Annotated in this window: 13 protein-coding genes; 8 read left to right on the forward strand and 5 right to left on the reverse strand. The window is 63.9% G+C overall.

Features of this window, described 5'->3' with window-relative positions; all coding sequences use genetic code 11:
- The 4 genes from X742_RS0137420 to X742_RS149900 form a co-directional block, all read left to right on the forward strand.
- Positions 1–359: LysM peptidoglycan-binding domain-containing protein (locus X742_RS0137420; RefSeq protein WP_031248125.1), on the forward strand; the 359-nt coding region annotated here is incomplete at its 5' end.
- Positions 360–438: 79 nt separating this feature from the next.
- Complete coding sequence (locus X742_RS149910) at positions 439–786, forward strand: metalloregulator ArsR/SmtB family transcription factor (protein ID WP_023773364.1); 348 nt, start codon at positions 439–441, stop codon at positions 784–786.
- A gap of 24 nt (positions 787–810) precedes the next feature.
- On the forward strand, positions 811–2,694 hold the full coding sequence (locus tag X742_RS149905) for an ABC transporter ATP-binding protein/permease (RefSeq protein WP_023773365.1): 1,884 nt from the start codon (positions 811–813) through the stop codon (positions 2,692–2,694).
- Positions 2,695–2,788: 94 nt separating this feature from the next.
- Positions 2,789–3,136 (forward strand): hypothetical protein, encoded by a 348-nt coding sequence (locus X742_RS149900; RefSeq protein ID WP_023782871.1) that lies wholly within the window; start codon positions 2,789–2,791, stop codon positions 3,134–3,136.
- Here X742_RS149900 and X742_RS149895 read toward each other — a convergent pair.
- The gene (locus tag X742_RS149895) at positions 3,060–4,004 is read right to left on the reverse strand and encodes an SMP-30/gluconolactonase/LRE family protein (protein WP_023773367.1); all 945 of its coding nucleotides are present in this window, start codon (positions 4,002–4,004) and stop codon (positions 3,060–3,062) included. The genes X742_RS149900 and X742_RS149895 overlap by 77 nt on opposite strands.
- Before the next feature lie 404 nt (positions 4,005–4,408).
- Here X742_RS149895 and X742_RS149890 point away from each other — a divergent pair, with 404 nt between their 5' ends.
- Both X742_RS149890 and pssA read left to right on the forward strand, forming a co-directional pair.
- Positions 4,409–5,107: a phosphatidylserine decarboxylase gene (locus X742_RS149890; RefSeq protein ID WP_015318533.1), complete on the forward strand. Its 699-nt coding sequence runs from the start codon at positions 4,409–4,411 to the stop codon at positions 5,105–5,107.
- Positions 5,108–5,181: 74 nt separating this feature from the next.
- Complete coding sequence (gene pssA, locus X742_RS149885) at positions 5,182–5,928, forward strand: CDP-diacylglycerol--serine O-phosphatidyltransferase (protein ID WP_245273911.1); 747 nt, start codon at positions 5,182–5,184, stop codon at positions 5,926–5,928.
- Positions 5,929–5,955: 27 nt separating this feature from the next.
- Here pssA and X742_RS149880 read toward each other — a convergent pair whose 3' ends face one another.
- Complete coding sequence (locus X742_RS149880; protein ID WP_023773369.1) at positions 5,956–8,178, reverse strand: AMP-binding protein; 2,223 nt, start codon at positions 8,176–8,178, stop codon at positions 5,956–5,958.
- A 102-nt stretch (positions 8,179–8,280) separates the two neighbouring features.
- The gene (locus X742_RS149875; RefSeq protein WP_023773370.1) at positions 8,281–8,688 is read right to left on the reverse strand and encodes a 4-oxalocrotonate tautomerase family protein; all 408 of its coding nucleotides are present in this window, start codon (positions 8,686–8,688) and stop codon (positions 8,281–8,283) included.
- Between the two features lie 112 nt (positions 8,689–8,800).
- On the opposite strand from X742_RS149875, the gene X742_RS149870 reads away from it, so the two are divergent.
- Positions 8,801–9,664 (forward strand): LysR substrate-binding domain-containing protein, encoded by an 864-nt coding sequence (locus X742_RS149870; protein WP_023773371.1) that lies wholly within the window; start codon positions 8,801–8,803, stop codon positions 9,662–9,664.
- 213 nt (positions 9,665–9,877) lie between these two features.
- Here the strand turns inward: X742_RS149870 and X742_RS149865 are convergent, their stop codons facing one another.
- Together X742_RS149865 and X742_RS149860 are read right to left on the reverse strand one after the other, a co-directional pair.
- Positions 9,878–10,783, reverse strand: coding sequence for a DMT family transporter (locus tag X742_RS149865; RefSeq protein WP_023773372.1), 906 nt, complete (start codon positions 10,781–10,783; stop codon positions 9,878–9,880).
- 60 nt (positions 10,784–10,843) lie between these two features.
- The gene (locus X742_RS149860; protein ID WP_023773373.1) at positions 10,844–11,731 is read right to left on the reverse strand and encodes a DMT family transporter; all 888 of its coding nucleotides are present in this window, start codon (positions 11,729–11,731) and stop codon (positions 10,844–10,846) included.
- A gap of 335 nt (positions 11,732–12,066) precedes the next feature.
- On the opposite strand from X742_RS149860, the gene X742_RS149855 reads away from it, so the two are divergent.
- Positions 12,067–12,648 (forward strand): VOC family protein, encoded by a 582-nt coding sequence (locus X742_RS149855; RefSeq protein ID WP_023773374.1) that lies wholly within the window; start codon positions 12,067–12,069, stop codon positions 12,646–12,648.
- The last annotated feature ends 3 nt before the right edge of the window (positions 12,649–12,651 follow it).

Raw genomic sequence — 12,651 nt, forward strand, 5'->3', positions numbered from 1 at the left:
CTGCTCCGGGCGAGACCGCGCCGGCTCCCGCCGCGCCAGCCACCGAGGCCCCGGCTAAGGTCGCGGCAGCCACGCCGCCGAGCGACGTGCCCGAAATCGTGTCGCCCAAGCTCGAACATGCCGACAGCGCGGTCATCATTCGGCGCAACGATACACTGTGGCGGATCTCGCGGCGCGTCTATGGTCACGGCATGCGCTACTCCACAATATACCTCGCCAACCAGGACCAGATCAGGAATCCGAACCGCATCTGGCCGGGGCAGGTGTTCAAGGTTCCGGAAAAGTCGAAGGAAGGCGAAGCCGCCGACCTCAAGGCCATGGGCGAGCAGGCGACGACCGCGCCGATGAAGACGGAATAGGGATAGACCGGCAATTCCGGCAATCTACCCATCGGCCTAGCTTGCCCTGTCATCGTTCATCGTCTATCGCCGATGAACGATGACAGAATGCGTTCCCTTACCAGACCATGCCGCCTCGGCACTGCCTGGCTGCATGCCGGACAGCCGCGCTGTCGCGGCGCGGTTCGCAGCACTTTCGCATCCGGCGCGGATCGAGATACTGAGACATCTGTCGGCCAGCAATTCCTGCTGCTGCCGTGAGGTCGTCGACCGTTTCGCTCTGGCCCAGTCGACGATCTCCCAGCATCTGAAAATACTGGTCGAGGCGGGCCTTGTCCGGTTCGAGCCCGACCGTCAGCGATCGCGCTATGCGGTCGATCGCGCGGCACTGGCCGACGTGTCGGCATCGCTGGCCGCGCTCATCAATTCCTGCTGCTCCGGCCGCTGACCCTCTCACCTAAAGGCAAGAAAAGTGGCCGAAAAAACCGTCTCCGCCGACACATCCACACTCACGACACTGCGCAATCTCTGGCCCTATATGTGGCCGGCCGACCGCGCCGATCTCAGGGCACGGGTGACGTGGGCGACGCTGCTGCTGGTCGTCGCCAAGGTGACGCTGGTCGCCGGTCCCTATTTCTTCAAATGGGCGACCGATGCGCTGGCGGGCGGCTTCAAAACGCCACCGCCGCTGCCATCGTTCATGCTTGCCCCGGTGATGCTGGTCATTGCCTATAATGTGCTGAGGCTCGTCCAGCTCGGCTTCAACCAGCTCCGCGATGCGCTGTTTGCCCGGGTCGGCCAGCATGCGGTTCGCCAGCTTGCCTTCCGCACCTTCGTGCACATGCATCAGCTGTCGCTACGCTTCCACCTGGAGCGCCGCACCGGCGGCCTGTCGCGCATCATCGAGCGCGGCACCAAGGGCATCGAGACGATCGTCCGCTTCATCATGCTCAACACCGCGCCGACGATCCTCGAATTCGGGCTGACCGCCGGCATATTCGGCTTCACCTATGGCTGGAAATATGTGGCCGTGGTGGCGGTCACCGTCTGCCTCTACGTCTGGTTCACGGTAAAGGCCAGCGATTGGCGCATCTCGATCCGCCGCGACATGAACGACAGCGACACCGACGCCAATACCAAGGCGATCGACTCGCTGCTCAACTTCGAAACGGTCAAGTATTTCACCAATGAGCGCATGGAGGCCGAGCGCTTCGACCGTTCGATGGCGCGTTACGAGGTCGCCGCAACCAAAACCTGGACCTCGCTCGGCTGGCTGAACTTCGGCCAGGGCTTCATCTTCGGCGTCGGCACGGTCGTCGTCATGTGCATGTCGGCGCTGGAGGTGCAGGCCGGCACCCAGAGCGTCGGCGATTTCGTTTTCATCAATGCCATGCTGGTACAGCTTTCCGTGCCGCTCAATTTCATCGGCTTTATCTATCGCGAAATCCGCCAGGGCCTCACCGACATCGAGCACATGTTCGACCTCCTCGACGTGCCGCAGGAGATCGTCGACAAGCCCAACGCCAAGCCGCTGGCCGTCAGCGCCGGCAAGGTCGAGTTCCGCGACGTCCACTTTTCCTATGATCCGAACCGCAAGATCCTGAAGGGCGTCTCCTTCGAGGTGCCGGCCGGCAAGACCGTTGCCATTGTCGGGCCGTCGGGTGCGGGCAAGTCGACCATCTCGCGGTTGCTGTTCCGCTTCTACGACGTGCAGGGTGGCCAGGTTCTGATCGACGGCCAGGACGTGAGGGACGTGACGCAGGACAGCCTGCGCGCGGTGCTCGGCATGGTGCCGCAGGACACGGTGCTGTTCAACGACACCATCGCCTACAACATCCGCTACGGCCGTGTCGGCGCGGGCGAGGACGAGGTGCGCAAGGCCGCCGAACTCGCCCAGATCGGGCCGTTTATCGAGAAGCTGCCCGACGGCTACAAGTCGATGGTCGGCGAGCGCGGGCTGAAACTTTCCGGCGGCGAGAAGCAGCGCGTGGCGATCGCCCGCACCATCCTGAAGGCACCGCCGATCCTGATGCTCGACGAAGCGACTTCCGCACTGGACAGTCATACAGAGCAGGAGATCCAGGCCGCGCTCGACCTCGTCAGCAAGGGCCGCACCACCATCGTCATCGCTCACCGCCTGTCGACGGTGATTGCCGCCGACGAAATCATCGTGCTGAAGGACGGTCAGATAGCCGAGCGCGGCACCCATGTCGACCTGATGCGAAAGCACGGCCTCTATGCCTCGATGTGGGACCGCCAGCGCGAGGCGACCGAAGCCGAGGAGCGGCTGCGCATTGCCCGCGAAAGTGACGAACTGGGTGTCGTCGTGCGCCGGCGCACATCGGAGATGTCGTAGCTCAAAAAACCTCTTGACCTCAACTTGGGTTGAGATTGTAGACCGTCGCCCGAGAGCCGCAAAACAGCATCGTCGAGGACGGAATCAAATGGATATGAGCACTACGAATCAGGATGTTAGCGGCGGCAGCGTGTTCAGGGTCGACAAGTTCGTGGTGCCTGCCAATGCCCGCGACGAGATCCTCGCAAAGGTGAAGATGACGCATGAGTTGCTGCGTCTGCAGCAAGGCTTCGTCCAGGACTTTCTGCTCGAGCAATTCTCAGGACCGGGCGAGTTCAACCTCGTCACGATCGTCGAATGGGAAAGCCAGGCTGCCGTCGACAATGTGGTGCCGATCGTCAGGGCGGCGCACGAGCGCATGGCCTTCAACCCGCAGGAGACGATCGCCCGGCTCGGAGTGCGAGCTGATATCGCCAATTATCAGCGCGTGGCCGGACTCTAGCCAGGCCAGGCCAGCCCACGCCCGGCGCCGGCGCTTCGATGCCGAGCACCTGGCCGGTGCGGGCGTCGCTTGTCATATGCTCGAAGCCGCGCCACTCGGCGGCGGTGATGAACAGCGTTTTCCTGTTCGCACCGCCCAGCATGCAGGCAAAGCAGCCGCGATCGGCGGTGACGGTCTGCAAGACGTCACCGCCTTCGCGCACCCGCACGCAGTGCTTGTTGGGAACATCGGCATACCAGACCGCCCCGTCGGCATCGAGGCAGATGCCGTCGGGATATCCGTCGAGCTCGGCCCAAATGCGTCTGTTGGACAAGGAACCGTCGGCGGCAATGTCAAACGCGGTCAGCCGGCTGGCATGGGATTCGGCAATGATCAGCGTCTCGTTGTCCGGTGTCAACGCCATGCCGTTGGCGAAGGCGATAGTGTCCGCCACTTGCCTGATCGCGCCATCCGGTGTGACCAGCACGATGGTGCCGGGACCGAAATGCTGGCCGGCCGCCGGCGCCGGCCCGCCGCCATTGACGTAGATGTTGCCGCGCCCATCGACGACGATCTCGTTCCATGGGCTTTTCGACAAGCCACCCAGATCGGCGTGGGTGACCAGCGAGCCATCGGCATCCTGCCGCAAGAGCAAGCCCTCGCGGCCTGAGACAACCAGCAGACGACCATCCGGCAGCCAGTCGATGGAGTAGGGCAGGACAGCCGAAACCGTGAGCATGACCTCGCTGCCCCCGTGCGCATTGACGGCAATAATCTCGCCGGTTCCCCAATTGCAGACCCACAGGCGCCCGTCATGCCAGCGCGGCGATTCGCCGAAGGCGAGGCCTTCCGTGACGATATGCGGTTTGTTGGCGGATGGTGTTCGCATGATCAGGAGCCTCCGTTGCGCGCGTCATCGGCCCTTGGCGATGAGGCGCTTCTCCCCAAGGACGGGCGAGATGAAAGTCTCCCGACAGCGGGCCGGTGTATTTTCGTGCGGGAAGAGCGCTCCATCGGCTCACGTTGACGCCGAAGGTGCCGGTCTGCGCGAGGGCGGCGTCGGCGCAGATAGGTTTCTCGGCCTTTCTGGCGGCCCGGCGCAGTCAAAGGACAGCTTCGGCAGCTATGGCACAGGCATGCAATTCGGTCTCGACTTCACGAACACCGAGCATCCGGCCATCCCCGGTCATAGGCGATCCGTGCCTGTTCATCCGCGCCGGCGATTGTCGCGTTGCGGGCAGGGGGTGTTTCGGCTATTGAGGCCGGACCTGAAACAGGGACCGCCCCCAGCCCATGAGCCTTGTCGACACGGTCAAGAACGCGTTCGTACCGATCCATCGCGAAGGCTACCCCTTCATCGCGGCGTTTGGCGCGGCGACGCTTTTCCTCGGCTATTTCTCCTCGATCCTGTTCTGGATCGGCCTGATCCTGACCGCCTGGTGCGTTTATTTCTTCCGTGACCCCGAGCGCGTCACGCCTGTTGACGACCGCCTGGTGGTAAGCCCCGCCGATGGCATCGTCTCGGCGGTGGGACCTGCCGTGCCACCGCGCGAGCTTGGCCTCGGCAATGTCGAGATGACCCGCATCTCCGTGTTCATGAACGTCTTTTCCTGCCACGTGAACCGCTCTCCGGTGCGCGGCCGCATCGCCAGGATCGAACATCGGCCGGGAAAATTTCTCAATGCAGAACTGGACAAGGCGAGCACGGAAAACGAGCGCAACGGCCTTGTCATAGAGAGCCCCAACGGCACGGTGGCCGCAGTCCAGATCGCCGGCCTGGTGGCGCGCCGCATTGTCTGCTGGACCGAGGCCGGCGCTTCGATCGGCACCGGCGAGCGTTTCGGCCTGATCCGTTTCGGCTCGCGCGTCGACGTGTTCCTGCCCTTGACAGCCACGCCGCGCGTTGCCGTTGGCCAGACGGCGGTCGGCGGCGAAACCGTGCTCGCCGAATTCGGCGGTGTCGCCGGCACGCCCCTCGTGCGGATTTCCTGACGGTGGGCACGCAGTATAAAAAATTCGAGGCCCATGCCAGCGGCGGTCCGCGTATCCGCGAGATACCGATGCGCATGGTGCTGCCCAACCTGGTCACCGTGCTTGCCATCTGCGCCGGCCTGTCCGGCATCCGCTTCGCCTTCGAAAACCGTTTTGAGACCGCGGTGGTGATGGTGCTGCTCGCCGCCTTCCTCGACGGAATAGACGGGCGCCTTGCGCGCATGCTGAAGGCGACGTCCAAATTCGGCGCGCAGATGGATTCGCTGGCCGACATCGTCAATTTCGGCGTCGCGCCGGCATTGGTGCTCTATGCCTTCCTGCTCGATAGAGCCGGCTCGCCGGGCTGGATCGCGGCGCTTCTGTTCGCCATCGCTTGCGGGCTCAGGCTTGCCCGCTTCAACGTGCTCGACGACGAGAAGGCCGAACGTCCCATATGGCAGAGTGAATATTTCGTCGGTGTGCCGGCGCCTGCAGGCGCCGTGCTGGTCATGCTGCCGCTTTATCTCTATTTCCTGCGGCTTGGGCTGGAGCCTAGCCGTCCGGCCGCCTTCGTCGCAACCGGCTTCACCATCCTGGTGGCCTTCCTGCTGGTAAGCCGCTTGCCGGTCTATTCAGGCAAGAGCGTCAAGATTCCCGGGGACAGGGTGCTGCCGATCATCCTCGCCGTCGTCCTCTACATTCTCTTGCTGATGACCTATCCCTGGTACACGCTGACGGCATCGGTCGCGGGCTACCTGGTCTTTCTCCCATTCAGCGTGCGCGCCTACTCCAAGCGTGCCAAGCTGGAAGGCGAGAAGGTGCCGCCTTCGGACATAGGTTAGAAAGTCGGCCGAAGTCCCTGATCCGACTTAGGCAGCCACGCCAAGCCCAAGCCGGTCGATCGCCAGCTTGCGCGTCGAGACATAGTCGGTCTTGCCGGAGCCGAGTACCGGGATCTCCTCGACCTTGACGATGTCGTTGGGCACCATCAGTTCGGCCGCGCCAGCCTTTTTGCCGAACTGTCGCAACTCCTCGGCACTGGCATCGTCGGCGGTGGTGACCAGCACGATGCGCTCGCCCCGCCTCTTGTCCGGCACCGCCACCGCCGCATGGCGTTCTTCCGGCCAAAGCGACTGCACCAGCATCTCGACCGCGCCCAGCGACACCATCTCGCCAGCGATCTTGGCGAAGCGCTTGGCGCGACCGCGAATGCTGATGAAGCCTTCGCGGTCGACGGCGACGATATCGCCGGTGTCGTGCCAGCCGGTCAGCGGCTGTAGCTCGCCGGGGCGGTCCGCGGTCATGTAGCCCATCATCATGTTAGGCCCGTCGAGCCACAACTGGCCGGCATCGTTGATCCCTTCGACCGGCTCCAGTTTCATGCGAATGGCCGGCAGAAGCCGGCCGACCGTGCCGTCGCGGCCGTGGATCGCGGTGTTGACGGCAACCACGGGCGCCGCCTCGGTCAGTCCGAAGCCCTCGATGATCTCGGCCTGGAAGCGTTCGCGATAGACGCGGCGAGTATCCGGCTTCACCGCCTCGGCGCCGGCGACGACGAAGCGCAGACTGGAGAAATCCCCGTCCTTGGCGGTGCGCGCATAGTTGGCGAGGAACGTGTCGGTGCCGAACATGATGGTCGGTTTCACCTTGCGCGCGATCTCGGGGATGAGCTTGTAGTGGAGAGGCGAGGGATAGAGGAACAGCTTTACCCCGGTGACAAGCGGCAGGATGGTGCCGCCTGTCAGGCCGAACGAATGGAACACCGGCAGCACGTTGAGCAGGATGTCCGCCGGCGAAATGGTGATCCGCGCCTCGGCCTGCATGGCATTGGCGAGGAGGTTCTTTTGAGACAGAACAACGGCCTTCGGCGTACCTTCGGAGCCGGAGGTGAACAGGATCACGCCGGGCTTGGCCGCGTCCTGCCGCTGCAGCGCCAGGCGCCACAGCAAGGCGGCTGCAAGCTTGTCCAGCGTGGTGACGCTTTCGCGTACATCTTCCAGCCACAGCAGCCTGGCGCCGCCCTTTTCGACCGCGGCGACGATATCGGCGAGATCGGCCTTCTCGACGAAGGCACGTGAAGAGACAACGGTGCGGATGACAGCGGTGCGGACAGCCGCGGTGACGCTTGCCGGCCCGGCCGTGTAGTTGATCATCGCCGCCACACGGCCCGCCGAGAGCAGGCCGACGAGCGACAGCACGACGCCGTTGGCGTTGGGCAGCATCACCCCCACAGCTTCGCCCGGCGCCGTCACCGCCTCGAAGCGCCTGCCCAGCACCCGCGCGCCGATGAACATCTTGCGGTAGCTCAGCGCCCCGGAAATGACGTCCTCGATGATCGGACGCGAAGCGCCGACTCTGGTTGCGGCGTCGCGCATGGCCAGGAACAGGCCGCGGTCGAGGTCGGTGCCAAAAAGCCGGGCCTCCGCGACGCGGTCGAACAGCGCATTGGTGTTGGAAGCCTGGTCCGGATTGCGCGCCACCAGTTCGGCGATCGTCATCGGCTCCAGGACACTGACCGACAGCCGTGGAAACCAGTGACGCGGTGCCTTGTCCGCCGGCGTCAGCGACACCGGCAGGTTGCGGGCGCCGGCGACGAAGATCGGCACGATGCGGGCGTCGGCCTGCATGGCGATGCGGGTGACCGCGCGAAACAGCCGAAACGTCTTGACGTCGGGCTCGACCGCGTCCGGCAGATAAACGGCCAGCCGGCCCTTGCCCTTCAGCACGCGCACCAGTCGGCGGCTGACGAAGACATGTTCGGCGTTGAAGGCAATGGTGCGGCCGAGTTCGCGCCAGGGTTCGAGCCAAGGCGAACGGGCCGAGACCCCGTCGAGTATATGCAGCGTGTCGTCGGGCAGCAGCGACAGCATCATCGCCGGCTCGAAGCGCGACTGGTGCGAGATGACATAGATGACCGGCACCTGCGCCTTGCGAGCGATCTTGATGCGATTGTCGCTGGTCCGGTAGGCGAGCTTGAACGGTGCGTAGAGCAGCGCCTGGGTGAAGCGCAGGCCCAGGCGGAATTTTTCTATCACGCCGATCAGCAACCAGGCCACAACCAGACCCGCAAGCAGCGCCAGTGTCAGGATCATGCCGCGTCTCTCCCAACGATTTTGTCATTGCGGCTCTTGTGCGACCGCTTCGGGGCAGAGCCTAGCGGAAGTCGAGGCAAGGTCAATGCGGAAGGGGCGCCCTTACGCCGCGTTCAGCCGCCCGCTGATGAAACGGAACTCCTGCGTCTTGCCGCCGTAGCCATAGGCCGCTGCCGGAACCTCATGCACGAAAGCATAGCTCTCCTGGTGCACGCCGCCTAGCAGGCGGCCAAAGGCGTCGAAGATCGCCTTGAGATAGGCCTCCAGTTCGAGCTTTGTGTTGGTGCCGTCGACCACCTTGATGTCGAGCCAGAACGTGTTGGTGCCGTGCTCGGCGAGCGACTTGCCGCCGGCGAACCAGTGCTGCGGATCGAGATAGGACACCGCAACGGCTGTGATCGTGGGATCCTTGCGCAACTGCGTGGCGGTGATCTCGGTTATTTCCCTAGCGATGCTGGCTGACAAGGTGGCGTCGGGCTTGCCGGTCACCCTGACATTGATGATTGGCATTTTTCTTCTCCTTGGTTTGTAGCGGCGTGGTCGCCGTTGAAAAGACCATGCCACCATCTGTTGATCAAAAAAACTGAATTGTTTTCAACTGATAATTCGATAAAGTCGAATTATGGAAACGCTCGATCCCGACCTGCTTAGAACCTTCCTTGCTTTCGTCGACAGCGGTTCGCTGGCGGAGGCGGCGGCCAATGTCGGCCGCTCACCCTCGGCGGTGACGGCCCAGATGCAGCGCTTGGAAGAGGTGGTCGGTGAGCCACTTCTGGCGCCGCGGGGCAGGGGGCGCGGCCTGACGCCGGCGGGCGAGGATCTTGTCGGGCACGCCAGGCGTATTCTTGCCGTGCATCGCGAGGCTTGGCTGGCGCTGAAGGGAGCACGGGCTGCCGGGCGCGTCGCCATCGGCACGACACAGGATTTCGCCGATAGCGGCCTGCCGGACCTGCTGCGTGCCTTCGCCTCCAGCCATCCCCGCGTCAGGATCGAACTGCGTGTCGGCCGCTCCGCCGAACTGGCGCAGGCGTTACAAGCTGGCAGCCTCGATCTGGCGATCGTCATGCGCCAGGCTGCCGTGCCGGACGAGGTCGGCGTGTTGCGCGAGCCGATGATATGGCTGTGTTCCAACAAGGGACTGGCATCGCGGCAGGAAGAAGTGCCGCTGGCGCTACTCGACCCCTATTGCGGGTTTCGCGAGGCGGCGCTCGCCGCGCTCGACGCCGCCGGCCGCCCCTATCGCATCGCTGCCGGCAGCGCCAGCCTGGCCGGGCTGCGCACCGCGGTAAATGCCGGTGTTGCGCTGACCTTGCGAACCCCGCGCTTTGCCCATTCCGGCATCGTCGAAGCGCCCCGCGAACTTGGCTTGCCGCCGGCTCCGACGGCTGAGTTCGCGATCCGGCTGCGCGCCGGTGCCGATGCGTCCGCGGGCGATCTGGCGACATTGCTCGGCGGAAGCCTCGCTTTGTCCGGACCGCTTGGTTAATTGACGAGGCGTGAAGCTCCGCCGCCGGTCTAGGGCATGGAAACCGACTTGCGGTCGGCCGGTCTATGCGAACAAAAAGCCGTTGCAAAGAAAAAGCCGACCTTGCGGTCGGCTTGGAGTAGGACGGGCCGAGGGGTTTGGGGGACTTGGGGGGTGGCCCGTCGCATCAACAATGTCTGAGCAGGGTGATGGTTCCGTGACTTGGAAAATTTTTTACGAAATATTTGAAGACGCTTGCCGGGAGCGTGCCTTCAGCCAGTCGCGGCCGGCATGGGCAAAGACGGCGCCGAGCACGATGGCACCGCCGACCATGCTGGCCATAGGCGGGATTTCGGCCAGGAACAGAAATGCAAACAGGATCGCGAACGGCACTTCCGCCGAACCGAGCAGGCCGGATTCAGGCGCCGGGATCAGCCGCGAGCCTTCCGTCCACAGGATGGAAGCCAGCGCGAAGGACGCGCCGAAGGTGGCAAGCAGGATAGCGTCCCTTGATGAGACCGCCAGGGGATCGGTGACGAACCATCCGAGTATAAACAGCAGGAACGCCGAAACCGCGCCGGCCCACACCACGGGCGTGTCACGGAATGCGCGAACCATGATCATGTACAGCGCGCTGCCGGCCGTCATCAGCAGCGCCAGCCCGTCGCCGAACAAATTGCCGGTGGCAAAACCCGACCACACCATGATGGCGACCCCGCACAGCGACACCGCCGCCGCCACCATCGTCTGCAGCCGGAACGGCTCGCGCACAAGAATCCAGGCCAGTACGGCGGCAATGAAGGGCGACGTCGCGTAGATGACCGCGACATTGGCGACAAAAGTGAACTTGAAAGCGGAAATGAAGGCGATGCTGGCCAGTGCGCCTTCGACGGCCAGCAGCCAGCCGCGCCAGCCAAGCCGCAGCGGTTCACGGTTGCCGGCACGGCGGCGGCGCAACAATACGTAGAGGCTGATCAGGATCGCGCCGACAAAGCCACGCCAGCAGGTGATCGTCAGCGGATCGGCATGGATCGACTTGGTCAGCACGCCGGTCAGCCCGAATACAGCCGCCGAGGATGAGACCAGCAGGATACCCAGCGTGCGTTCGGTGGTTTCCGCGGTGGCCGTGATCTCAGTCATGTTGGCAGCCTACCTTGCCTCGTCCTGACATCGTGGTGTCGTGAGTAATGGCCATCCACGTCAAAGCCGCTTGCGGAAATGTTCACCGCCGACGATCAGCAGGCCAGCCGCGACAATAAGCGCGGCACCCAGAAAGACCTCGCGGCGCGGCACGTCGCCCCAGATCGCGAAGCCGAGCGCGAACGCCCACAATAGTGAGGTGTATTCGAGTGGCGCCAGGATCGATGCCGGCGTGCGCTTCATGCCCTCGAAGAGAAGGTATTGCGCGAGGCCGCCGAGCGCGCCGACGCTGGCAAGAAGCAGCAATTGTGCCGGGTCCGGCGTATGCCACCACAACAGCGCCGGCACCGCCGAAAAAACCAGGAAATAGAAATTGTTGAGGAGGAGCTGGATCGTCGAGCGCTCGGCAAGCGCCGTCTTGCGCAGAAGCACGATGGCGATGCCCCACAGGAAAGCCGCCGTCAGTACCAGCAACACGGGCGCGGACAGGCCAAGATGGGCGGGATCGCAGGCGACAAAGACGCCGGCAAAGCCGACCAGAACGGCCAGCCAGCGCAGAAGGGGCACCTTTTCGCCGAGCAGGACCACCGATAGCACAGTGACGATGATCGGAGCCGCGTAATAGACGGTGGTCAGTTCGGCGAGTTGCAGGCTGCGGGCGGCATTGTAGTAACAGAGCCAAGCGGCGAGCGTGAAGGCGCTGCGCACCAGCATCGGCCGCACGATCGGCGAACGCACCGTGTCGGCGAACAGCGGCCGCCCGCCGATCACCGCGCAGGCGCCAAGAATGGTGATGCTGCGGAAGAACATGATCTGCCAGACGGTCATGCTGGTGACCAGCAGTTTGATCGAGGCGTCCTGTGTCGAAAACAGCAAATAGGCGGCGCCCGTCAGCAGGATTCCGGCGAAGACCCTTTCGCGTGTATCGAGAATGGCGATATCGGCCATAGGCGTGCGCCTGCTTGAGTGAAGGCGGCCCCAGCCCCTGTCGGCTCCGCACCTGCCAGCTATACGGGCGAAATCCCGCACGGCGCTGCTCCAGCACCGCGCTTGCTTTTGGGGCAGGCGGCAGTGGCGCGAAATGCAGCTTGTCCCGGATGCGGCTTCTGGCGCGGCACGGCCGATTGGTTTAGCATCATCTCATAAAGCCGGAGACGAAGGCAGGCGCGCAGAACGCCGGGGGACGGACAGCGAATTGGCGCTCAGCTCATGCCAGATGTAGCATGTACAGGCTTGGCTTGACGGCCGCCTCTGCCAGAGCGGATATTGCGGGGAGAAGGCTGATGCAGAAACTGCAGTCGCAAGGCGTCCATCACATCACGCTGGTGGGTGCCGGTCGCCAGACCTCGATCGATTTCTGGGAAGGTGTGCTGGGCATGCCTTTCATCTTCGAGCAGCCCAATCTCGACAAGCCGAGCGAAAGCCATCTTTATTTCGATCCGGGCGACGGCCGGCTGATCACCATCTTCACCGACGAGACCCGCACGGCCGTGCAGCGCCGAACCCCGACCGACCCGGGCTGCGTGCATCACATCGCCTTTGCGGTGTCCCGCGTCACTTTCCTGCAGGCTGTCGCCCGGCTCGACGAGCGCGCCATCAAGCACAGTGGCGTCAAGGATCGCGGCTTCATGGATTCAATCTATTTCGAGGATCCGCTCGGCCTTCTGATCGAGCTTGCCTCTTATCGTTTCGAGCCGCCTGCAGGGTTCACCCATGCCGATGTTCTGATGGAGGCGCATAAGCTTCGCGTCACGCGTGGCGACTACAACATCGCCGAGGTGCACCTGGCTGATGCGATCCAGGCGCTGGTGGAACGCGCGCGCGCGACATTGTCGGCGGACCGGGCGCCCAAAAATCCATACTGAAGG

It is taken from the genome of Mesorhizobium sp. LNHC229A00 (assembly GCF_000502415.1).
Lineage (GTDB): Bacteria > Pseudomonadota > Alphaproteobacteria > Rhizobiales > Rhizobiaceae > Mesorhizobium.

What these genes read in the sequence shown, in the direction of transcription:
- pssA (WP_245273911.1), top strand. Translation starts at nt 5,182, where the DNA reads ATGGTGCTGCCCAACCTGGTCACCGTGCTTGCCATCTGCGCCGGCCTG.
- X742_RS149865 (WP_023773372.1), bottom strand. Translation starts at nt 10,783, where the DNA reads ATGACTGAGATCACGGCCACCGCGGAAACCACCGAACGCACGCTGGGT.
- X742_RS149875 (WP_023773370.1), bottom strand. Translation starts at nt 8,688, where the DNA reads ATGCCAATCATCAATGTCAGGGTGACCGGCAAGCCCGACGCCACCTTG.
- X742_RS149890 (WP_015318533.1), top strand. Translation starts at nt 4,409, where the DNA reads ATGAGCCTTGTCGACACGGTCAAGAACGCGTTCGTACCGATCCATCGC.
- X742_RS149855 (WP_023773374.1), top strand. Translation starts at nt 12,067, where the DNA reads ATGCAGAAACTGCAGTCGCAAGGCGTCCATCACATCACGCTGGTGGGT.
- X742_RS149900 (WP_023782871.1), top strand. Translation starts at nt 2,789, where the DNA reads ATGAGCACTACGAATCAGGATGTTAGCGGCGGCAGCGTGTTCAGGGTC.
- X742_RS149910 (WP_023773364.1), top strand. Translation starts at nt 439, where the DNA reads ATGACAGAATGCGTTCCCTTACCAGACCATGCCGCCTCGGCACTGCCT.
- X742_RS149860 (WP_023773373.1), bottom strand. Translation starts at nt 11,731, where the DNA reads ATGGCCGATATCGCCATTCTCGATACACGCGAAAGGGTCTTCGCCGGA.
- X742_RS149870 (WP_023773371.1), top strand. Translation starts at nt 8,801, where the DNA reads ATGGAAACGCTCGATCCCGACCTGCTTAGAACCTTCCTTGCTTTCGTC.
- X742_RS149880 (WP_023773369.1), bottom strand. Translation starts at nt 8,178, where the DNA reads ATGATCCTGACACTGGCGCTGCTTGCGGGTCTGGTTGTGGCCTGGTTG.
- X742_RS149895 (WP_023773367.1), bottom strand. Translation starts at nt 4,004, where the DNA reads ATGCGAACACCATCCGCCAACAAACCGCATATCGTCACGGAAGGCCTC.